Genomic DNA, 22,490 nt, shown 5'->3' on the forward strand with positions numbered 1-22,490 from the left:
ACATAATTTTTTAATTCTCAGCCAACCTATGGGCTTGCCCGATTTTTCAATACAATCAAAGCTCACAATCCCCTTGACACTTCCAATAATTATTACTACTTAATCATCTATGTCAACTCTGGCTCCCTCGCACCATCTCTTCTTGTAATCGCCTCATATCTCAAATAAGATCTAAGGATAATGCAGAGATATGACCGAGCCGCAATTGCATGGCAGCTCTTGCCTGTTTCATATTGCAACCGTCGTAGAAGGTGGAGGTTGGCTTTAACTCTTATATCGTATTTCTGCAAATGGAGTGATAATGAACCCGACAGAATTAGCCAAAGGTATTTACTGGGTAGGTGCGGTAGACTGGGATGTCCGCGATTTCCACGGTTACTCCACCAACCGTGGCACAACCTACAACGCGTTTCTCATCGTCGACGAAAAAGTAACCCTGTTCGATACTGTAAAGCGCACTCATCTTGGTGAGTTGCTGCGTCATGTCAGCGCGATTATCGACCCTGCTAAAATCGACTACCTCGTCGTCAATCATGTGGAGATGGATCATTCCGGTTCCCTGCCTGAATTGATGGATATCATCAAACCGGAAAAACTGTTTTGCTCGCCAATGGGCCATAAGGCCCTGCTCGATCACTTCCACAGGGAAGACTGGCCATACGAGGTGGTAAAGTCCGGCACCGAGATCAGCCTTGGCAAGCGCACCATTCAATTCCTTGAAACCAGGATGCTGCACTGGCCTGACTCCATGTTCTCCTTCATCAAGGAAGACGGCATCCTCTTTTCAAGCGATGCATTTGGTCAGCACTATGCGACCAGCGAACGTTTTGATGACCAGGTACCACTCTCAGAGGTGATGGAGGAGAGTGCGAAATATTACGCCAATATCCTCTATCTGTTCTCCCCGCTAGTTAAAAAACTGCTCGCCTCAGTGGCAGAGATGAACCTCGACATCAAGATGATCGCTCCGGATCATGGTATTATCTGGCGCACCAATCAGGAGAAGATTCTGGCAGCCTACCAGAGATGGTGTAGCGGCCAGGCAAATGAGAAAGCACTGGTTATTTACGACACCATGTGGCAGTCCACTGCGCAGATGGCGCAATCAATAGCAGGAGGGCTTGAAGAGGCCGGGGTTTCTACTGAAATGCTCAACCTGCGTTATAACCACCATAGTGACATCATGACAAAAGTGCTTGAGGCAAAAGCACTGGTGGTGGGTTGCCCAACCCTCAACAACGGGCTTCTGCCGCGAATGGCTGGCTTTCTCACCTACATGAAAGGCCTTAAACCGGTTGGTAAGATCGGTGCCGCTTTTGGCTCCTTTGGCTGGAGTGGTGAATCGGTCAAGCTCCTTAATCAGGCGCTGGAGGAAGCAAAAATAGAACTGGTTGAAGAAGGATTCAGGCATAAATACGTGCCTGGACCGGAAGTTCTCGACGAATGCCTGGAGATGGGCCGCAGAATTGGCGCGACCATCAAGGAGAAGAACGCCGAATAGCTCTTTTGATTCGCGTTAGACAAACCACAACGAGGTGAGCATGGAACGGATTGCGCAACATAAAATTCTGGTTGCGGGCAACTCTTTCGAGCAATGCTGCGACAGAGTCCGGAAATTCTTCGATCTCACCTCGCTGGTAATATACGATTGCATCCAGGTCATTGATGAGCTCTGCCACCACGGCCCGGATGCAGACTTTTTCCCGGAACTCAAAAAAGCTGAGCAGAAGAATCAGCTCACCATCAATTCATTGATCGATGAGCTGGAATCGGCTGGTATCAACAGAATTGGTGATCTCAGAAGCAAAGACCCGGGATACAGCAGTAAAGTCTTTCATATCCTGGCCCACTTGCTCGATGGCTTCATTGGCATTGACTCGTACTTTTACAGCATCGAATCAGACAGTCACAGGCTGTCAGATCAGGCACGCAGCCAACTCCAGTCAGCACCGGACAAATATTGGCTGATTCATCTCGACTGTTACTCAGAATTACCCGAGGAAGCCGGTGTTCTGCATATGTAATACTTTCAGAGAAACCATCCTCTGATTAAGGAATCATTTTAATAACGAGGAAATTGTGATGAACTGGTTTTCACTTTTCGCCAAAAACGAGAACATCAGCCCGGATGAAGCCAGAAAATACCTGGACTCCAGCCCACCCGGTTCCCTACAACTGGTGGATGTTCGCCAGCCAGGTGAGTACCAACAGTCGCATATCCCCGGTGCCAAACTCATCCCCCTGGGTGAGCTGCCTGATCGCCTGGATGAACTTGACCCGAATAAAGAGACAATCGTCTACTGCCGGAGTGGAGTACGCAGCCGGGCAGGCAGCCAGATCCTCAGCAAAGCGAATTTCTCTCAGGTCTTGAATATGACAGGTGGCATCATCGGTTGGCAGGGTTACCAGGCCAGCGGCGAAGAAGAGCTCGGTCTCGAATTTTTTCTCGATGCCGATTTCAGTTCAGCCTCCCAGATGGCTTTTGCCATGGAAGTTGCCCTTAAACAACTTTACATGTTGCTGGCTGAACGAACCGACATTCAGGAAAACAAGCAATTCCTCACCAGGCTTGCAACTTTTGAAGACAGCCATATGGCCAAACTCCGCGCCCAGTATCCTGCACTCTCCACCAACGCCACCATCGCCAGGCCCGCGCCTGCAGAAGGCGGGATTGAGCCCGAAGCATTTTTGGCTCGTTACGGTGACCAACTCATAGATATTGAGTCGATTATACAGGCGGGAATGATGTTTGAAGCCCAGGCGTACGACATGTACAACCGGCTGGCCGACAAAACAGACGAATCAGAGCTGAAAGACTTCTACCTCAAAATGGCTGCAGAAGAGAAGACACATCTGCAAATCCTCGCTAAGGAGTTGAACAAACAATTGAACTAGCAGTCCGGCCGACTGTTCATGAACCAGATACGACCGGGACAGTCACATTAAAACCGTATTCATCTTTCAAGGAGAAGAAGGTATGAGTATTTTTTTGTACACTGCTGCAGAGTTGTTCGACTGGCTGACCGCCAGAAAAGAGCTGGTAGTTCTCGATGTTCGAAACTCAACGGATTTCCAAAGATTCCAGATTGAGTCACCCTACCCTTTCGAAATGTTGAACATATCCTACTTTGACTTCATGGAGATCGAAGAGGAATGTGTCGCCCGACTGCCCCGTGATAAACAGATCCTGATAGTCTGCGCCAAGGAAGGCTCAGCCAAATTTGTTGCCGATCTGCTCGAAAAAAATGGTTTTCGCGATATCGGTTACCTGCAGGATGGTATCAAGTCCTGGGGTAACCTGCTTGTACCCGTATTACTCAATCCTGATGAGCCATATGAACTGTACCAGTTCATCAGACCGGGCAAAGCATCCTGCAGTTATGGGCTCGGATATAAAGGTGAGTTAATCCTTTTTGACCCCACCCGGGCCACCGACTTCTACCTCAATTTCGCCCAGGAAAGAGGCTATACCATCAGTCTCAGCTGCGAGACACATTTGCAGGCTGATTATATAGCAGGCAGTCGTTTGCTCAGCGACCAAACAGGATGTCAGGTACTCGCCAATGCAGGTGATTTTACCGGTGCCCAATTCACCTGGACACCCCTTGAAAATGACCAGATTCTCCCCATAGCCGCCGACGGCCCAGAGATTCGTGTGTTATTCACGCCTGGCCACACCCCAGGCTCCACCTGTTTCCTGATCGACAACCGATATTTAATCTCCGGAGATACTGTTTTTATAAAGTCTGTCGGCAGACCGGATCTTGGCGGCAAGGTTGATGAGTGGTCCGATTACCTTTTTAGAACCCTGCAGAATATTCAGCAACTCGACCCGGCCGTAATTATTCTACCCGGCCACTTTATCAATTGGCAGGAAGCCACTGAAAAGCTCACTTTCGCCGCCCCTCTCAAACAGGCGATACGTGATAACAAAGCCATTTACGACATCAGCAACGAAACCGATTTCCTCAAATTCATCAAAGCCAACATTCGGGAACAACCATCTGAATATGCCGAAATACGCAAAGTGAACGCAAACCTGCTGCAAGTTGACGCTGACCGGGCAGAGGAACTTGATCTCGGCAAAAATGAATGTGCTGCGGAACAGATGGGGAAGGGTTGAAGGGTTGAACGGCAACTGCTGGTTGGACGTTGAACGGGGGACGTTGGATGTAACAGCTACTGCAACTGCGGAACTTCGGGAACTGCAACTGCAGGTGGGATATAGAATGTTATGTTAATAAAAAAGGTTGAGCGGAAAGGAATTCCGCTCAACCTTTTTTGCTCTCATATGGTTAATAACCGTTCCCTGGGAGGATATGAGATAGTGGCAGTACTGAATCAAATCCTGGAACACCTCGCCGGCAGGACATCTTCTACCTGCTTAATTTTCCAGTTTTTACCTCTTTCACTCTGGTAAATGAAAGAGTTGGTCAAGCATGAGAACAACCTTTCCCTCCAGATTGCTTACCCATATTTTATTGCACATACAGATAGCATCTCTAAAGAGATAAACTCGTGCCAGCCCCGGTAGAACTGATCAGCGGCATAGTACAACCACTGACCACGAACAGTGGGGCCGGTCTGTTCTTTTCTGCAGGTCATATTTACCTGCAATCGCTACCAAACGACAGTAGCTATCACCTCAACACCACCTACCCAACAAGCCAGGAGCGCTGAAATCCGAGAATTTGCTTGCCACAGTAATATCTTAGGCAAGAGATATCTTTCGATAGCCAGCCAATCACCTTTACCCACGAAAACGTTGTAGATGACTTGATATCCGAAACAATTGTTCCTCTCACCTCAACACCACCTGCCTAACAAAGCAAGGTCGGCTGAAATCCGTAAATTTGCTTGCCACCATAATATCTTAGGCAAGAGATATCTTTCGATAGCCAGCCAATCACCTTTACCCACGAAAACGTTGTAGATGACCTGATATCCGAGGATTTGCCCGCATCGTAATATCTTTCATATACGATGCGGGCCATTGACGAAGGAGATCAGGTCATATCCAACGTTTTTACTTGAAATAACGGTTTAGGAGGCCTGCAAAAGCCTGCCCATGCCTCGCCTCATCCTTACACATCTCATGTACAGTGTCGTGGATTGCATCGAGGTTCAATTGCTTGGCGCGGGTGGCGAGTTGCTTCTTGCCTTCACATGCGCCATGCTCTGCTGCTACACGAGCCTCGAGGTTTGCCTTGGTGTCACCAACTACAACTTCGCCCAGCAGCTCTGCAAATTTCGCTGCGTGCTCTGCCTCTTCCCAGGCGATACGCTTGTACGCTTCTGCAACTTCAGGGTATCCTTCACGATCTGCCTGGCGGGCCATGGCGAGATACATACCAACCTCGGTACACTCACCGGTGAAGTTCATTCTAAGTCCCTCAACGATCTCCGGGTCAACGCCTTCGGCAACACCAATGACATGCTCGTCTGCCCATGCCAATGCACCTTCTTCCTGAGCCTTGAACTTTTCTGCCGGAGCGTTACACTGCGGGCATTTCTCTGGTGCGGATCCTTCGGCTACGTAACCACAAACTGTACATACATATTTTTGCATTGGAGAACCTCCTGAATAATTATTATCATTTGTTATTGAGAATCATTACTGACTCGATTGATTGGCATATTACATAGTCCGTAATCGCTTTGCAAGACCTTTTTTCTTTAATTTTAATAATACTGAGCTTATCTTCCATAAAGCCTGTATCTTCTTATCCTCCGGGAGGTTGTGGGATAGTCCGACAGACTCTCAGACCGTCTTTTTTTAGCAAAACTCCATTAGAATTTGTCCACTCATGAAGATTTATTCCGACTACGATCAAGAACCCGAGGATCATTTCGAGCCGCTTTCTCCCGGATTTTATACAGAGATGTATGAACTGGAAATGGGTAGCTTCGACGCTGACCTTTGTTATTACAAGGAATTTTTAGCTGCCAGGTCATCGATTCTTGAGATAGGTTGCGGTACTGGTCGGTTGAGCCGGTTGCTTGCTGAGGAGGGACACCAGGTTACAGGTATTGATCTGTCTGAAGCTATGCTTGCCTGCGCCGGAAAAAAGGGCGGTACCAATATACGTTATATTAATATGGACATGCGTGACCTGCAGCTGTCCGAAAAGTTTGACGCTGTCATCATTCCTTACCATACGCTCAACCTGCTTACCGACGAGCAGGATATTCTTCGCACCCTCACAGGATGCCACAGCCATTTACGGACAGACGGGCAACTCCTGTTACAGCTGTACATTCCCAATGCTGTAACTGCCGATGACGGCAACGCATCATTTCAATTTCAAATGTTCGATCGTCCGGCTGGCGGGAAAATCGTCAAGGAGATCATTAAAAAAATTAATCCAGAGACTGGCGTGCTCGAGATGACTGAACGTTATAAAATTCGCCCAATGCAGGCCGGACAACCCAACACAAATTTCAGCCATACCATGCAACTGCATTCCGCCTCCCAGGAGCAATGGATGCGCTATGTTGAAGCAGCAGGGTTTGATATCCTTTCTTCAACCAACCGCTATTACCCGAGCGCCACCCCTTCCCCCAACATGCTCCTCCTCCATTGCCGCAAAACCGAGTAACCACTCTCCCCCCGCCTTTGCAGTAGCTGTTGTAGTTAACGCAGTTGCCTTTGCAGTTAACGCAGTTGCCGTCACGTCCAACATCCCCCATCCAACCTCCTACAAGTAGTTGCCGTTCCAGCAGCAGTTACGTCCAACATCCCCCTTCCAACGTCCTACAAGTAATCGCAGTTGCAATTACGTCCCACGTGTCTTTACAGTTGCAACCTTTCCAAGAAATTCTAGTTTCTTGACCTGAGTCAAGGTTTTTGCGACACTACTTTTGTACCCTTGAATTATAAAGAGGTTCTCCTGACCTTGAGCCTCTGCCTTATCCGTCGAGAGTTAGCGCAGTTCCAATTAACCAATATCCGCATCGCGGATCATGCCTCCGGAGGTTTTCCTATGTTTTGTAATCAATGTGAACAAACAGCTCAGGGTATCGCCTGTACCAAAGCTGCAGGAGTATGCGGTAAAAAGGCCGAAGTGGCAGCTCTCCAGGACCTGCTGACCTACGCAGTTCAGGGACTCTCAGTCGTTGCTTCAGAAGGTAGAAAAAATGGTGTTGTCGATAATGCTGTCGATCGCTTCGCCGCAGAAGCTATTTTTGCCTGCCTGACCAACGTTGATTTTGACCCGGACCGTTTCGCAAACTGGATCAACACCGCGGTCAAGCTTCGTGAAGAGCTCAAAGTTAAAGTGAAAAATGCAGGCGGCAATGTCAATTTCACTGAAGCCCCTGTTTCTTACACTCCCGCACCGACCCTTGCAGAACTCGAAGAACAGGGAGATCAACTCGATCTGATACAAAAACTTGATACCAATGATGACCTTCGCTCACTCAAGCAACTGACCTTGTATGGTATCCGTGGTCTTGCCGCCTATACTGATCATGCAGCTATCCTAGGCCATGAAGATGACGCAGTTTATGCCTATATCCATGACACTATGGCAGATCTGGCCAGACAAGGGCAATCCCTTGAGCAGTTGGTAGGTCTCGCCCTCAAATGCGGTGAGGTGAACATCAGAGCTATGGAACTGCTCGATGCCGGCAACACCGGCACCTATGGTCACCCCGTTCCCACCGAGGTACCGCTTGGGCACAAGAAAGGCAAGGCGATCCTGGTTTCAGGCCATGATCTGCGCGATCTTGAGCTACTCCTGAAACAGACTGAAGGTAAAGGTATAAACATATATACTCATGGCGAGATGCTGCCCTGCCACGCCTACCCTGAACTCAAAAAATATGACCATTTCTACGGCCATTTCGGTACCGCCTGGCAGAATCAGAAAAAGGAATTTCCAGAGTTCCCCGGTGCCATCCTGTTCACCACCAACTGCATTCAGAAGCCGGAAGAATCGTTTGAGGCAAATGTATTCACCACCGGACTGGTAGGCTGGCCCGGCCTGGTTCATATCGGAGACAGTAAAGATTTTACTCCGGTGATCGAACGAGCTCTGGAAATGGATGGCTTCACAGACGACCTTGATAAAGGCACTGTACTGTGCGGCTTCGGCAGAAATACCGTGCTCAGTGTTGCTGACAAGGTGATTGATGGTGTGAAGAATAAAGATATCCGTCACTTCTTCCTGGTTGGCGGTTGTGACGGCGCTAAGCCCGGGCGCAACTACTATAGCGATTTCGTTGACCAGGTACCCCAGGACTGTATAGTAATGACCCTTGCCTGCGGCAAATTCCGCTTTTTCGATAAAAAACTTGGCGACATTGGCGGCATCCCCAGATTGCTCGATGTAGGCCAATGTAACGATGCATACTCAGCGGTTCAGATCGCCGTTGCTTTAGCCAACGCATTTGAGTGCGATGTCAATGAACTGCCGCTGTCCATGATACTTTCCTGGTATGAGCAGAAGGCGTGCGTCATCCTGCTGTCACTTCTGCATCTCGGCATTAAAGACATCAGGCTCGGACCCTCCCTGCCGGCCTTTATCACCCCTAATGTGCTTGATGTACTGGTACAAAACTTCGATATCAAGCCAATCGCGGCCACTGCCGCTGAAGATCTGCAAACAATCCTGAACTAGTTTTTGTTGCTTATCATCGCTTCATGAGGCAGGATGCACCTTCGCATCCTGCCTTTTTTTTCGCTTTGCAGTTCGACTCGCCCGAGGACACAAAATTTTCATGAAATATGTGGGCTAATAGTTATTGTTAAAGAGTTATGTCTGATAAAACCTTCGTTCGTATTCCCGGCTTTTCCGCCAACACTCTTTCTGTCGCAACCTTAGAGAAAATCATTGCCCTGCTGAAAGATCATCAGGTCATGGAACTCAAGATCACCGGCAGACATCAATTATCCATACCGCCGACAGACCAGCATTCCCTGCAGGCGATTTCCAAAGGATTACAGAATCTTGATCCAGGGCTATCAGCGGCAGCTATCGCCAAGAATCAATCTGGTTTCAGCACCATCCGAACCTGCCCGGATAGTGGTAATTGCAAACATGGAATACGGGACATCACCCCTTTCATTGACCTCCTCGACGCCATACGGTTGCCCGGCGACCTTCCGGCAAAGGTGAAAGTCAGTGTTGCCGGTTGCCAGATGTGCTGCACTGCCCCATTTGTCCGTGATATTGGCTTAATCGCCGAACGAAAAGGCTGGAAGCTGATTTTCGGTGGCAACAGTGGCGGCAGACCAAAAATTGGAGATGTAATAGCAAACGGCCAGACCGACGAGCAAGCTATTGAATTGATTCTGAGATGCCTTATCATCTACATAGAAAACGCAAAGCCCAAAATGCGCACCGCCCGTTTTATTGAATTTTACGGCGTAGATAGATTTACAAAGGAAGTACTGGGCAACGGGTAATAAAAGCCTCCATCCTTATGGATGAAAAATTAATTCATATAAACGAATAAAAAACGACATCACTTGACCCAGGTCAACGAAACATACCGCCTTTTCAGATACTATGTGGTCATGATCGTAAAAGGAGCGCCCATAAGCAGGAAGACCGGCGCAAAGATGCAGTAAACACGTTATCGATAGATCTTCAGGCGGATTGTACAGTCATTTGATCTGGGAGGAGCAGCATGAAAAATATACGTAAGATTATCAAAATTGATGAAGAACTCTGTAACGGTTGCGGAGTCTGTGTTCCGGATTGTGCTGAAGGTTCACTGAAGATTATAGACGGCAAAGCCAAACTGGTGGCCGATAATCTCTGTGACGGCCTCGGTGCCTGCCTGGGCTCCTGCCCCACCGGTGCATTGCAGATTATCGAGCGCGAAGCCGACGAATTCGACGAAGAAGCTGTTGAGCAATTTCTGGCTGAAGAAAAGCGCAAGCAGGAAAAAGAGCAGCCGGCAACACCTGCTGCAACAATGGATTGCGGGTGTGCATCCAGCCATATCCAGTCCTTTAACCAGCCAATCAAACCGATGAGTTCCTGCCAGACTGCCAGCCAGCCTCGAGAACTTTCTGTGGCTGCTGCGGACGAGGCCACCTCCAGCCTCCAACACTGGCCGGTACAGATTCGTCTGGTTCCGCCAACTGCACCGTTCCTGCAGAATGCTCACCTGCTGGTAGCCGCGGATTGTACCGCAGTTGCCGCCCGTAGCTTTCAGGAGAAATACCTGGACGGTAAGGCTGTAATGATGGGTTGTCCGAAATTTGATGACGCTGAACTCTATATCCAGCGTTTCACCGACATCTTCCAAACCTGCAACCTGCAGTCGATCACTGTTCTGATCATGGAAGTACCCTGCTGCTCCTCCATGAATGTCATCATCGACAAGGCCCTCAAGCGTTCCGGCGTTGATGTACCGGTGAAACGAGTGACTCTCTCCGTGAGAGGAGAGGAAGTAATCAAGTAAGGTATGAGGAGTGAGGTGGGAGGAGAAAATACACCTTACACCTCACTCCTATCTCCTTACGGTGTTACCACCGCAGCTCCAACCCTTCCGATGTTTCTCTCACTTTTGCCCCAAGCTGTTGTAAAAGCTGAAACAGTGGTCGGCCGAAGTAGAACAGTTCCTCGCTCAGTTCGAGCTGATGCTCCTGCACTGCAAAAACGCGGAGTTTGATATCCTCGTTCACCAGGTTCTGCAGGGCCTTGCGCTTTGGCTCAGGAATGTTGGGGCGCAGTGCGGCAATCTCTTCGAAATCGGGGCAACGAATCAGCTTTGCATGCTCTTCAACCAATGGCCTGATCGGGTTATCCTCAGCAAGGATATCCAGACGTGAGATTGTGTCTTTCTCGACCATCTCCAGTAGCTCTTCCGGCTGCCAGCACTTCAGCACTTTGCAGGCCTCAGGTCTGTGGCCGTAAATAGTGCAATTCTTTGATGTCGCGTCCAGGTAACAGCAGTCCCAATCTTTTCCTTTACCTTTAATTTTCACCAGCTCAACATTGGCCGGTGCAATCTTACCAGTTATCGGGTTATGGGCCAACTCACCCATTTTAATAGTAATAAGGTTCCTCAGCGGAATTTTACCCTCTCGTACCATCTCCAGATCTTTGGTGTGCAAAGCAGGTCCACCCGCCTTACAGCAACGCCCACACTGCTTACAACTTTCTTGCTTTTCACTCATATTATTTCAACGTCCTTCAACGAATTCATCCAAATTTATATATCTATCGGCAATCACAACAACCGCCTTCCCGCAGTTGCCGTCCCGCAGTTCAGCAGTCCCCCCTAACACCTACCCCCTATCTCCTCACGCTTTTCAGCCGTTACCGCCGTTACCGCCGTTCCGCAGTTGTAGTTCCGTCCAACATCCAACATCCCACGTCCAACGCTGTTCAGCCGTTCAGCTTTTCAACCTCAATCATTCCACTTATCAAGAATCGGAATCGCCGAAACAGCATTTTTCGGCGAGCCATCAACCAGCTTGTTGGAATAGGTCAGATAGATAAGCGTATGGCGTTTTTTGTCATAATACCTCACTACCTGCATCGATTTAAAGAGCACCGAAGTCGATTTTTTAAAAACCTGCTCGCCATCATCCTTGCCGGAACGCACGCTCCCCGGCAATTGAATATTACCGGTCTGACGACAGGCGAGGGAAGCATCGGAGGTATCTTCCGCCAAGCCGATAGACCCGCTTATACCGCCCGTTTTTGCTCTACTCAAGTAGCAGGTAGCTCCAGGAATATCGGGGTCGTCAAAAGCCTCAATTACGATTTTATCATTGGCGCCAAGCACCTTGAACTTGGTGCGAACCTCACCTATCAGCTCTCCGCCCGCCCAGACGCCAGTTGCCGGCACGAGCATCGCAAGTGCCAAAATACAACCCATTATTTTCGTTCTGTTATCAGTATTCACAACGTAACCTCTTCTATTGTGCGATATCATAATGATCACTACTTTCAAGGTTTCGACCAGACTTCATGCAGACTATCTGGTTAGGAGTCTTTATTCAGCAGAGTGCAGGAAATACCATAATACGACGTTTTTTTCATGGCATGTTTCGTCAACCAGACGATGAAGAAGCAATAGAAAGTGCAGCGTATGGCAAAGTCGGGTTGAAGTCACTATCTTTTTAAGCTACTTTCAGGCACATATTTAACTGAGCACTCAACAGACGTAACTTTAAATTTTAATGTACAAATATGAAAATCACTCTTTATAAGTCAAGTCTTTGCCCTCGCTGTCATTTTACCCGTAGGGTCCTGGAAGAACTCACAGCTGAACGTGATGATATTACCATAGAGCTTGTCGATGTACTCGTCGCCCCCCAGCGCACCATAAAAGATGGCGTGCGGATGATCCCTGCCCTGGTCTGTGGCGATCATCGACTGAGCGGGATATGGCTTGGTAACGATCAAATCAAGCAATATATTGAACAACTCACTTTTTCCGGATGAGCCCGAACCCCACAGGCAATTGAAATTTTGCTTTTTTCCGTCATAATTAAACCAGTTCATACAAGCTGGCTTTTCAGGGACTACAACAGACATATCCAATGAGACAAATACTCTTCGACTCAATCGGCAAACTCGACCTGCTGGTCTGGGTACTCGTAATTCTTTTCTTTTGCGGCAGCGCCCTGCTGTTTGGCGGCAACCTCCAATATTCATTTATCGGCGCAGGCGGGGTAATTCTTGAGATGCTGCTAATCGGCATGGCTATAGAACTCATCATAGAATGCTTGAAAAACACTAAGGGAATTGGCACCCTCACTGGGTTTATCACCAATGGCCCGGAGGCTCTCTGCCTCATCGTCGGTCTTGCTGTGGGTGATATTATCTTCGCTGCGTCAACCCCATTGGGCTCAAACTTTATGAACCCAATTCTGCTTTTTGTCGCCGCATTGGTTTGCGGCCAGGTTGCAGCTACCGCCAAAACCAGAGCGGGGTATACCCTTACCACCGTACTTGGTACCGCCGCCTTTGCCGGGTCATTTTTCTTTATGAAACCGCAACAATATCTCTATTGGGTGGTTGGTGCTGTGACTTTCAGTTCTATTATGTTCTTCCTGCGCCCGGATGAAAACCACTCAGAAGAAGAGGAAGATCACCATATCAACCCCAAACTCTGGTTGTTACCTGCGATTATCCTGCTCACTGTTACCGGCTATTTTCTGGACGGTGTTGTAACCTTCGCCGCTACCCACTCCCACGCACCCAAAGGAGTGATTGGTTTCCTGGTACTGGCCACTCTCACCAGCTGGCCCGAATTCAAGTCATGCCTGGCTTTGCTGAACCGCAACAAACACCTGGCTGCAATTTTAAATATTACGGTTTCAAATATTACCAATATCTGGCTTGCCGCTGCCGGCGTGGCGACGTATTTGGTTTTGAGGTAGGAACTATTTGGAGTGTGAGGAGTGAGGAGGAACTGCGACAATAGGTAGGTGTGAGGCGTTAGGAGTGAGGAGAAAAGGCAACTGCAACTGCAATTCCCACCTTACCCTTAACTCCCTACCCCTACCCGTTATTCCCGTTGCAGCTCCCTTCTCATACCTAACTCCCGACTCCTACCTTGTTGTTCCTATCGCAGTTCCCTCCTCACACCTAACCCCTCACTCCTCACTGTTAATCCCGTAGTAGTTCTGTCCAACCCACCGTTCCGTCCTACCTGCCGTTCTGCAGTTCTACCCGCTCTTTCGCCAATCACGATTTGCAGCAAGGTCAATTACCTGTTATGCTGCTCGAAGGAAGCCTAACAACCTGTTGAATCTTTTATCTTGAAGGTTGTTACCGGTCAGTATCTGATTGAAACTCAACGATATGGTGGCTAGGTCGCCTATTCAGCCTGAGAAAATTGCAGGATGAGCATTGCCCCGGCTCTACCACAAATATTGGCCCTGTCGCTAAATTATATGTAGCTGATAACGCGGAAGAAGAACGTGCAAAGCTCTGTCGGTTCTTGACGGAGTATAATTCGAAAGTTCCCAGCTTAGCAGGTCTTTCACTCCGAAGAATGAACAGGTGTATTCACATAATAATTCTCGCCTCACTGTTTCTTGGCATCAGCCTCCCGGAAGCTCGGGCCGCTGTAGTCGAAGGGCGGTATGTTACTGTCGAGTATAACAGTGATGGTCAACTGCTCCGTGAATTCAACAGCAACCTGAAGTTGAGCAGAAAACTGAGATATAACCTCAAGAAGTTAGAGTATCACTCTGTCGAGGACGAGGTTGCCGCCAAACTTGATATCCTTGTTGAGAAGGCGGAAATTATTCTGGACATGTTTCCTGCAAACCTCGATATAAAGGTGGTCCTACTTCCCTCAAGATACGACATAGCTGCAGTATACCGCCAGAAATACCAAAAGAAATTCAACCATATCGCTTACTACTCCCTCTCTGAAAACACAATTTACATCTCAGTGGACGATGCAAAACTTAAAGTCGTTGCCCATGAACTCGGCCACGCCGTGGTCGACCACTACTTTCAGGTCCGCCCTCCCTATGAGATCCATGAATTGATGGCTGAGTATGTGGAGAGGAACGTTTCACGATGACGATATCGTGTTGTGGAAGAGGGATTATCGGCGCTGGGCAGCTATTTTCTATGGGGGAAAAGTGAGGTGAGAGGAGGAACTGCAAAAGCAAAGCGGGGAATAAACAAACTTTTCAGATCCTTTTTCTTACTGCGTTTATGAGACCGTTAAGCAGTGCTTGAGTCTCATTGAGCTTTTTTAATTCTGTATCGATATTCTTTATATAATCAAGTCGGGAGCACAGTAAGAGAAGGGTTTCTAATTCACATAAAGAGCCTCGTGCGATCGTGAGAAAATGAAAAAACTCCTTCTGCCCATTTCTACCAGCGCCCTCTGCAATATTGGCAGGAACAGAGACTGCAGCCCGCCGCAATTGGCTGCTAAGTTCGTACTTCTCGTAATCGGGTAGCCGGCGAGCAACACCATAAATATGTTCAACAAGCTTCATCCCTTCCTGCCAAACAACCAAATCATGATGCAACCGCTTTACTTGCTCCATACTCCCCCCTTGTTTTTGTCCTACCCCCTTGTATGTTGCGCCCATACTCCTACATAGTTTACTAAGTAACATATTTCGCTACATGACCGTAACAGATCGACCACTCCTTGGGACAATTAAACTACGAGCCCGTGTGTGAGCGCTGGTCGTTATGGTCCTTTCTGCTTAACCCGAACAGTTGCCGGGGCCTTACTAAGAGCCCGCATTTCACAAGGCTGGGAAACGGAAATCTAACATGGATCAACAGATATTTATTGGAATTGATGTATCAAAAACTAAGCTGGACATCGCCGTTCGGCCAACCAAGGAAAAATGGAGTACAGCCAATGCTCCAACGGAAATTTCCGCTCTGGTAAAACGCTTTGAGGAATTACAGCCTACATTGATTGTTCTTGAATCAACGGGCGGCCTTGAGATTCCCCTCGTAAGTGAACTTGCCAAGAAATTCCTACCCATTGTCGTAGTAAACCCCAGACAGGTGAGGGACTTTGCTAAAGCTACTGGCAAGTTGGCAAAAACAGATTCTATCGATTCTGAAATAATCGCTCGATTTGGTGAAGCTATTCGACCAGAACCTCGACCGATCAAAGACGAGCAAGCTCGAGAATTGGATGCTGTTCTAGTGCGCCGCAGGCAAATTGTGGACATGTTAACTATGGAAAAAAATCGCCTTAGATGCTCTACAAAACATGTTCGCAAAGATCTTGAAGCACATATCAAATGGCTGGAAAAACGTTTGCAAAACGTTGATGGGGATCTCCAAAAGCTCATCCAGCAATCAGATGTCTGGCGAGTAAACGATAAAATATTACAAAGCGTGCCAGGTGTAGGACCAGTATTGTCGCTTGCACTCCTAGCAGGCTTGCCTGAGTTGGGCCAACTCAACAGAAAAGAGGTGGCAGCACTGGCCGGAGTAGCTCCACTCAATCGAGATAGCGGCTTTTTTCGCGGTTCCCGAAGAATATGGGGAGGGAGAGCCCAGATAAGATCTGTCTTGTACATGGGGGCTTTGACAGCCGCACGCTGCAACCCTGTCATCAGGACTTTCCACGAGCAATTAATTGCTCGTGGAAAAAAGCCTAAGGTTGCTCTGACGGCATGCATGCGGAAACTCTTAACCATCCTAAATGTCATGGTGAGAAATCAAACCACTTGGTCGCCTACTTATGCTGAACAAAGATGATGAAATTTAAAACCCTTACCTCTGAGTCAGTTGCAGATTTCATCTGTACGATTAGGTTTGACTTTGAACACAGTTGCTCACACCTTACGCCTCACCCCTACCCGGTTTTTTTGCAGTTGCAGTCCCTCTCCTCACTCCTAACCCCTCTCTCCTAACCGTTTTTTTGCGGTTAAAGTCCCTCACCTCACGCCTATCTCCTTTCTTCAAAATATCATACAGTTGCAGTCCCTCACCTCACTCCTCACTCCTTGTATGTTGCGCCCATACTCCTACATAGTTTACTAAGTAACATATTTCGCTACATGACCGTAACAGATCGACCACTCCTTGGGACAATTAAACTACGAGCCCGTGTGTGAGCGCTGGTCGTTATGGTCCTTTCTGCTTAACCCGAACAGTTGCCGGGGCCTTACTAAGAGCCCGCATTTCACAAGGCTGGGAAACGGAAATCTAACATGGATCAACAGATATTTATTGGAATTGATGTATCAAAAACTAAGCTGGACATCGCCGTTCGGCCAACCAAGGAAAAATGGAGTACAGCCAATGCTCCAACGGAAATTTCCGCTCTGGTAAAACGCTTTGAGGAATTACAGCCTACATTGATTGTTCTTGAATCAACGGGCGGCCTTGAGATTCCCCTCGTAAGTGAACTTGCCAAGAAATTCCTACCCATTGTCGTAGTAAACCCCAGACAGGTGAGGGACTTTGCTAAAGCTACTGGCAAGTTGGCAAAAACAGATTCTATCGATTCTGAAATAATCGCTCGATTTGGTGAAGCTATTCGACCAGAACCTCGACCGATCAAAGACGAGCAAGCTCGAGAATTGGATGCTGTTCTAGTGCGCCGCAGGCAAATTGTGGACATGTTAACTATGGAAAAAAATCGCCTTAGATGCTCTACAAAACATGTTCGCAAAGATCTTGAAGCACATATCAAATGGCTGGAAAAACGTTTGCAAAACGTTGATGGGGATCTCCAAAAGCTCATCCAGCAATCAGATGTCTGGCGAGTAAACGATAAAATATTACAAAGCGTGCCAGGTGTAGGACCAGTATTGTCGCTTGCACTCCTAGCAGGCTTGCCTGAGTTGGGCCAACTCAACAGAAAAGAGGTGGCAGCACTGGCCGGAGTAGCTCCACTCAATCGAGATAGCGGCTTTTTTCGCGGTTCCCGAAGAATATGGGGAGGGAGAGCCCAGATAAGATCTGTCTTGTACATGGGGGCTTTGACAGCCGCACGCTGCAACCCTGTCATCAGGACTTTCCACGAGCAATTAATTGCTCGTGGAAAAAAGCCTAAGGTTGCTCTGACGGCATGCATGCGGAAACTCTTAACCATCCTAAATGTCATGGTGAGAAATCAAACCACTTGGTCGCCTACTTATGCTGAACAAAGATGATGAAATTTAAAACCCTTACCTCTGAGTCAGTTGCAGATTTCATCTGTACGATTAGGTTTGACTTTGAACACAGTTGCTCACACCTCTCTCCTAACTAGCAGTTTCAATACGCATCCAACAACCCCATCAACCGCAAGCCACGCTTCGCCGCCTTAGAACGAGGATCTAACAAGAGCGCATTGCGATACTCCTCTTCGGCGCGGTATGTAATGCCCTCAGTGCGATAGTAATCGCCGAGCTGGTTATGGAATGGTGCGTAATTGGGCACAGATTCCACGGCCAGGCGGAGGGTGCGAATGGCCTTGTCACGCTGTTTGATTGAGTTGTAGAAAGAGATAAGCTGCTGATACCAGTGGGGAGAGATCTCTTCAGTAGAGTCGATGTGGTTCAGGGCGTTGCTGCGATAGTATTCTGCCCCTTCGATGTCACCTGTTTTCTGCAGGTAATCACCATATATAATCCACACCGAAGGTTTTTGGGGAAGTGCGTAATCAATTTCGTCGCGGGAGAAATCAAACTCTGAGAAAAATGGAGCCACCCTTTTGACCAAGCCATTTTCGAGTTCCAACTTCTCTTGCATAAGTGCAGCCGCGCGCTGGCGTTCGCCTTGCCGCAACAGATACTCCAAATAAGGCATGACCAGATCATTCTTATGCCGGGCGCGTTTATACCCCTCTTCCATCAAGATGGCGGCAGTGTCCGCATTCTCAGTCAGGAGCCCGAGCCATTGCAGATCGACGCCGCTGGTCGGCGATTTCCTCGCTGCCTCAAGATGGAAATCATAAGCTTTTTGATATTCCCCCTGATGCAAATATGCACTCGCCAGGGCAGAACTATACCCCCCAGCAAAAGGATCCAACCGCCTGGCCCGTTCTGTGCCGTCGATAAGATCATGCAGCCGCTCCGGCCTGAGATACTGCGAGAGGTAAATATTTTGCACCTGCCCATAGGCCATGAAACCGGCCAGGGTTCGGTACTGCACGACCAGCATAACAGCAACGCAGCCCAATACCCCAAGACCGCAAAGGGCGTTTCTGCCGAGGCTGTACCTGCCAAGCAGGCTCTGGGCCCCATAAGCAGTGAACCTGCTGTTGCCCGCAGCCACCAGAACGCCGCAGAGAAAGAAAAAGTAGAGCCCCACCGCACCATTATGCATGTTGAAATCGGTAACGGAGTGGATCAGTATGGCAATGATTCCGGTCATGGCACCGATACCCAGCAACACTGAGAATTTGTCCCTGCGCATCCGAATTTTTTTCCAGCCATGGTGAAGAACCGCCAACACAAACCAGCCGGCCAGCCCGATGCCGATCACACCACCATCGGTGAGCAGTTCAAGATAGTCGTTATGTGCATGCACGAAAAACGAACTGCCCAGTATAGTCCGGTATGATGGAAATATATCAACGAAGGTACCAAAACCGGCCCCTAATATTGGAAAAGCCAGGATGAGCTGCCAGCAATCTCGCCAGATGTCAAGCCTGCCATCCTTAATCGCCCCGGTAGTCTGATCAACCCCTTGGTTAAATTCGGCAACGATAATATCCCAGCCAAACCAGGAAACGGAGGAGAGAACGCAGCAGATGACCAGGATTAAGGTTAAACGGCCGTGCTTGGGTCTTTTCAGGTTGTAAAGCAGAAAAAAAATCAAGAGCGAGGCAAAGATGGTGAGAATTCCCCCTCTGCTCAGGCTCACAAACACCGACATGGTGATGACCACTGCGGCAACACCATAAAACATATGCAGACTAGTCCCAGGCATTGTAAAAAAATCCACAATCCGCTGGCGCCATCCCTCATCGGGCGTCACTCTCGGTTTATAGAAAAGAAACAAGGCAATTGCCAGCGGGCTGAGAAGCTCCATGAACCCTGCATATTGGTTATGATATACCCAAGGACCTACAGTATAAGACCCTTCAGGGCCTTTTCGGAACCAGAACAGCGTATCAGGCGAAGTTACCCGGTGAATGAGCGCCAGAAAGGCAATGATCGCAGCAAGCCAGACCACCACGCTGACTGTTCGCTTGAGCGTAGCGTGAGACTGCAGCAACTGGACTGTAACGATATAGAAAAGGGCGTAGCAGCCTATCCGAAACAGCTCCTGTATGGTCGCCTTGAGATTAACCGTCAGCGGGATCCACCACTGCTCTCCTGCGACAGCAAAAAGCGGTTCATAAACGGAGTAATTGGCGGGCGCAATCACCCTCACCAGCTCAGGAGGCAACGGCACCAGCTGCACCACCATAAAGGCCAGCAACAACAAAAGCGGCACTATGCCGGGAATGACGTAGAGCCGCTTTTTCAAAAACCAGAAATAGGTAAACACCCCAACCGCAACCAACCCGGTGAGCATCTCCACCGTCACCATCGACCAGAGTTCGGTAGTGCCGAAGGCTGTTGGAGCGAAGACCAATATTACGAGGTAGAGGGGAAATATAACTTTCATAGCTAACTGTGCGGGTTCAATAGTGAGGGGGGGGGGCAATAGAGAGGGGTTAGGAGATAGGAGTGAGGTGGAAAAAACATTCCTAACACCTCACTCCTAATAGCTTTCAACCAACGCTTCTGTCTTTTCTCATGGCATTTTGCTTTTATCTCCTAACACCTAACCCCTTACTCCTCACCTTCGTTTCTCGTATAATAACTCCCATACCCATACGAATAATACCCATTCCCCCTCATCTTCATGCCATTCAACACAAAACCCAGAACCTTGCCATTAACATCACTCAGTTTCTTCAGGCCGCTTTCCAGCATTTCATTAGTGGTCTTGCCTGCGCGGACAACAACAACCACACCGTCAACAAGCTGGCAGAGAGCGAGACTATCGGTGACGCTCTGGACAGGAGGGGAATCGAGGAGGATGAAATCGTATTCCTGCTTCATGCTCTCAATAAGCATCTTCATACGGTCGGAACCGAGCAATTCGGCAGGAGCTGGTGGAATCGGGCCGGAAAGAATAGCGGAAATCCCTTCGTTGGGAGGCTGGACAATAGCTTCACTTCCACCGGAGCCCGTTAAAATCGAGCTAAGCCCAACTTCATTTCTCACGCCGAAAAAAGAACCGAGTCGTGGTTTGCGAAGATCGCAATCAATCACCAGCACTTTTTTATCGTTCTGGGCCAAAATTCGAGCCAGATTAGCGGTAGTGGTAGTCTTGCCTTCCCCCATCCCCATACTGGTTACCAATATCGTTTCAGGCGGTTTACCCGCAGCAGATAGCAGCAGGCTTGAGCGAATAAGACGATAACTCTCGGCAACCGGGCTCAGGGGTTTCGTTACCACCACCGATTCGATCGAGTCAGCATTTTTCTTCAACTCTTCTACAGAACCAAGGATAGAACCACCAAACCGATCTCCAAGATCCTTTTCGTCTTTAACCGTGTTATCGAGATATTCGATAAAAAACGCCAAACCAACACCACCAAACAGGCCAAGAATGAGGCCCAACAATAAATTACGCTTCGTATTCGGTTGGGAAGGGGAAAGCGGCATTTCCGCCTTTTTGGTCACCCAGATATTCACGCTCTGGGATTGCTCGGTAACACTCTCTTTCTTGATACCCGCTTGCAGGGTATCATACATTGCCCTGTTGCTGTCTACCTCACGCTTCATCACCTTATACTGCATGAACTTTTCGTTCGACTCCAGCATCTGCGACTTGGTATCGGCCAGCAGTTCTTTCAGGCTCTCTTCCTTGGAGGCTGCCAGTTCATAGGAGTTGGTTATTGAGCTGAGCACTCGCTCTATCTCAAAGCTTTTTTCATCGGTCAGACTGCGCAACTCACTCTGGGCCTGGATCATCTTCGGGTGTTTATGCCCATACTTTTTAGACAACTCCTGAATATCCAGATTCGCCTTATAAATACGCTCACGGATTGATTTCAGCACCTCACTTGAGGCCAGGGCCGGGATTTTCTCGAGTCTATCAAGGTTATTACCCGCGGCACGAATCTGGGCAAGCTGATCGGCGAGTTCTTTCTTTTCGGCTTCAGCCTTAGAGATCTGATTACCAAAACCAGAAAGTTTCTGCGGCAAAACAGTAAGCTTATCCTCTACTGTCACCAGGTCGTTATCCCGCATGAACTGCTGCAGTAACCGCTCTGAATGCTCCAGTTTTTCACGCTCTTCCCTGGCCTTATCGGTCATCCACTTTACTGAATAGCTGCTGGTGCTCAAACGAATTTCCAGCATCTCATCCATATAGGCCTTAACCACCGCATCTGAAACGATTTTTGCGATTCCGGGGTTTTCGTGAGAAAAGGAGATAGTGACAATCTTGGTATTCTTGACAGGCGTTACCGAAAGACCGCCCTGGATTATCGATGCGATAATCTCTTCTTCGGTCATCGGTTCATCATTGAAAGACTCACCGGCAACACCTGCTTCTACCTCTTCACTGCCCCCGGCCAGGTTACGCAGCCAGTCATAAGCCGGCCCTATCACAGCTTTGATAGACTGCTTTACGGACTGAACAAAAGTAACTTCGGTTTCTTCCTCAAAGAAATATGAGCGATAGCGGGTGGTGAGGTTCAACTGCTCCACGACCTTCTGGGCTACATTGGTGCTCTGAATAATCTGCGATTGGGTTTCAAGAAAATCTGGCTCCCAGCGGGAAAACTGGTTCTCCAACCCCTTAGAACCGTAATTCCTCTCAATCAGCACCTGTGAAGAGGCAGTATAGATCGGGGTGGTTGTAAACGTCTTCAACGCAACCACCAGAAAAACAACCGCCAACACCGTGAGAATGAGATATTTGCGCTTGCTGACAATCTGCAGATAATCACGAAGATGAATTTCCTGCTCCTCAAACTCCTCGGGATAGTAATCCCGATACTCTCTCTGATCTCTTCTATCTCTTTCCATTGTGTGGAGCCAAGCCTGAAGTTTCTTTAATAAATTATTTGAATTTGAAACG

The 22,490-nt window shown here is 48.5% G+C and carries 21 protein-coding genes; 15 read left to right on the top strand and 6 right to left on the bottom strand.

All coding sequences use genetic code 11. From position 1 onward, the window contains the following. Window positions 1-301 precede the first annotated feature (301 nt). The 5 genes from FCL45_RS19365 to FCL45_RS19385 all read left to right on the top strand — a co-directional run bounded on the left by FCL45_RS19365 (window position 302) and on the right by FCL45_RS19385 (window position 4,680). On the top strand, window positions 302-1,501 hold the full coding sequence (locus FCL45_RS19365) for an FprA family A-type flavoprotein (protein ID WP_136797661.1): 1,200 nt from the start codon (window positions 302-304) through the stop codon (window positions 1,499-1,501). A gap of 40 nt (window positions 1,502-1,541) precedes the next feature. After that, window positions 1,542-2,024 (top strand): hypothetical protein, encoded by a 483-nt coding sequence (locus FCL45_RS19370; protein ID WP_136797659.1) that lies wholly within the window; start codon window positions 1,542-1,544, stop codon window positions 2,022-2,024. Between the two features lie 58 nt (window positions 2,025-2,082). Then, window positions 2,083-2,895: a rhodanese-like domain-containing protein gene (locus FCL45_RS19375; protein WP_136797658.1), complete on the top strand. Its 813-nt coding sequence runs from the start codon at window positions 2,083-2,085 to the stop codon at window positions 2,893-2,895. An 82-nt stretch (window positions 2,896-2,977) separates the two neighbouring features. After that, window positions 2,978-4,123, top strand: a complete 1,146-nt coding sequence (locus FCL45_RS19380; RefSeq protein WP_136797656.1) for an MBL fold metallo-hydrolase — start codon at window positions 2,978-2,980, stop codon at window positions 4,121-4,123. 395 nt (window positions 4,124-4,518) lie between these two features. After that, window positions 4,519-4,680 carry a hypothetical protein gene (locus tag FCL45_RS19385; RefSeq protein ID WP_153305554.1) on the top strand — a complete coding sequence of 54 codons (162 nt, stop codon included), beginning with the start codon at window positions 4,519-4,521 and terminating at the stop codon, window positions 4,678-4,680. A 346-nt stretch (window positions 4,681-5,026) separates the two neighbouring features. Here FCL45_RS19385 and FCL45_RS19390 read toward each other — a convergent pair whose 3' ends face one another. Further along, window positions 5,027-5,569, bottom strand: a complete 543-nt coding sequence (locus FCL45_RS19390; protein ID WP_136797654.1) for an NADH peroxidase — start codon at window positions 5,567-5,569, stop codon at window positions 5,027-5,029. Window positions 5,570-5,807: 238 nt separating this feature from the next. Between FCL45_RS19390 and FCL45_RS19395 the strand changes: the two genes are divergently transcribed. The 4 genes from FCL45_RS19395 to FCL45_RS19410 all read left to right on the top strand — a co-directional run bounded on the left by FCL45_RS19395 (window position 5,808) and on the right by FCL45_RS19410 (window position 10,416). Further along, on the top strand, window positions 5,808-6,599 hold the full coding sequence (locus FCL45_RS19395; protein ID WP_136797652.1) for a class I SAM-dependent methyltransferase: 792 nt from the start codon (window positions 5,808-5,810) through the stop codon (window positions 6,597-6,599). 384 nt (window positions 6,600-6,983) lie between these two features. Continuing rightward, on the top strand, window positions 6,984-8,621 hold the full coding sequence (hcp, locus tag FCL45_RS19400) for a hydroxylamine reductase (RefSeq protein WP_136797650.1): 1,638 nt from the start codon (window positions 6,984-6,986) through the stop codon (window positions 8,619-8,621). Window positions 8,622-8,758: 137 nt separating this feature from the next. Then, window positions 8,759-9,409, top strand: a complete 651-nt coding sequence (locus tag FCL45_RS19405) for a nitrite/sulfite reductase domain-containing protein (protein ID WP_136797648.1) — start codon at window positions 8,759-8,761, stop codon at window positions 9,407-9,409. 224 nt (window positions 9,410-9,633) lie between these two features. Beyond that, window positions 9,634-10,416 carry an ATP-binding protein gene (locus FCL45_RS19410; RefSeq protein ID WP_136797646.1) on the top strand — a complete coding sequence of 261 codons (783 nt, stop codon included), beginning with the start codon at window positions 9,634-9,636 and terminating at the stop codon, window positions 10,414-10,416. Window positions 10,417-10,480: 64 nt separating this feature from the next. Here FCL45_RS19410 and FCL45_RS19415 read toward each other — a convergent pair whose 3' ends face one another. Together FCL45_RS19415 and FCL45_RS19420 are read right to left on the bottom strand one after the other, a co-directional pair. Further along, entirely contained in the window at window positions 10,481-11,134 is a 654-nt protein-coding gene (locus FCL45_RS19415; protein WP_136797645.1) for a YkgJ family cysteine cluster protein, read from the bottom strand. 233 nt (window positions 11,135-11,367) lie between these two features. After that, window positions 11,368-11,841 (bottom strand): CreA family protein, encoded by a 474-nt coding sequence (locus tag FCL45_RS19420; protein WP_136797812.1) that lies wholly within the window; start codon window positions 11,839-11,841, stop codon window positions 11,368-11,370. 92 nt (window positions 11,842-11,933) lie between these two features. On the opposite strand from FCL45_RS19420, the gene FCL45_RS19425 reads away from it, so the two are divergent. The 4 genes from FCL45_RS19425 to FCL45_RS19440 all read left to right on the top strand — a co-directional run bounded on the left by FCL45_RS19425 (window position 11,934) and on the right by FCL45_RS19440 (window position 14,508). Further along, window positions 11,934-12,089, top strand: a complete 156-nt coding sequence (locus tag FCL45_RS19425) for a hypothetical protein (protein ID WP_153305553.1) — start codon at window positions 11,934-11,936, stop codon at window positions 12,087-12,089. A 66-nt stretch (window positions 12,090-12,155) separates the two neighbouring features. Beyond that, complete coding sequence (locus tag FCL45_RS19430; protein WP_136797643.1) at window positions 12,156-12,410, top strand: thioredoxin family protein; 255 nt, start codon at window positions 12,156-12,158, stop codon at window positions 12,408-12,410. A gap of 98 nt (window positions 12,411-12,508) precedes the next feature. Continuing rightward, window positions 12,509-13,351 carry a sodium:proton exchanger gene (locus FCL45_RS19435; RefSeq protein WP_136797641.1) on the top strand — a complete coding sequence of 281 codons (843 nt, stop codon included), beginning with the start codon at window positions 12,509-12,511 and terminating at the stop codon, window positions 13,349-13,351. 617 nt (window positions 13,352-13,968) lie between these two features. Then, window positions 13,969-14,508, top strand: coding sequence for a hypothetical protein (locus FCL45_RS19440; RefSeq protein WP_136797639.1), 540 nt, complete (start codon window positions 13,969-13,971; stop codon window positions 14,506-14,508). Window positions 14,509-14,620: 112 nt separating this feature from the next. On the opposite strand, the gene FCL45_RS19445 is transcribed toward FCL45_RS19440, so the two are convergent. After that, window positions 14,621-14,986 carry a four helix bundle protein gene (locus tag FCL45_RS19445; RefSeq protein ID WP_136797637.1) on the bottom strand — a complete coding sequence of 122 codons (366 nt, stop codon included), beginning with the start codon at window positions 14,984-14,986 and terminating at the stop codon, window positions 14,621-14,623. A 235-nt stretch (window positions 14,987-15,221) separates the two neighbouring features. Between FCL45_RS19445 and FCL45_RS19450 the strand changes: the two genes are divergently transcribed. After that, entirely contained in the window at window positions 15,222-16,169 is a 948-nt protein-coding gene (locus tag FCL45_RS19450) for an IS110 family RNA-guided transposase (RefSeq protein ID WP_136800054.1), read from the top strand. 455 nt (window positions 16,170-16,624) lie between these two features. Beyond that, window positions 16,625-17,572, top strand: coding sequence for an IS110 family RNA-guided transposase (locus FCL45_RS19455; RefSeq protein ID WP_136800054.1), 948 nt, complete (start codon window positions 16,625-16,627; stop codon window positions 17,570-17,572). Between the two features lie 103 nt (window positions 17,573-17,675). Here FCL45_RS19455 and FCL45_RS19460 read toward each other — a convergent pair whose 3' ends face one another. Next, entirely contained in the window at window positions 17,676-20,018 is a 2,343-nt protein-coding gene (locus FCL45_RS19460) for an O-antigen ligase family protein (protein WP_136799824.1), read from the bottom strand. 167 nt (window positions 20,019-20,185) lie between these two features. Next, window positions 20,186-22,438, bottom strand: coding sequence for a GumC family protein (locus FCL45_RS19465; RefSeq protein ID WP_136799823.1), 2,253 nt, complete (start codon window positions 22,436-22,438; stop codon window positions 20,186-20,188). Window positions 22,439-22,490: the final 52 nt, after the last annotated feature.

The sequence above is a fragment of the Desulfosediminicola ganghwensis genome, from assembly GCF_005116675.2.
GTDB classification, from domain to species: Bacteria; Desulfobacterota; Desulfobulbia; order Desulfobulbales; family Desulfocapsaceae; genus Desulfopila; species Desulfopila ganghwensis.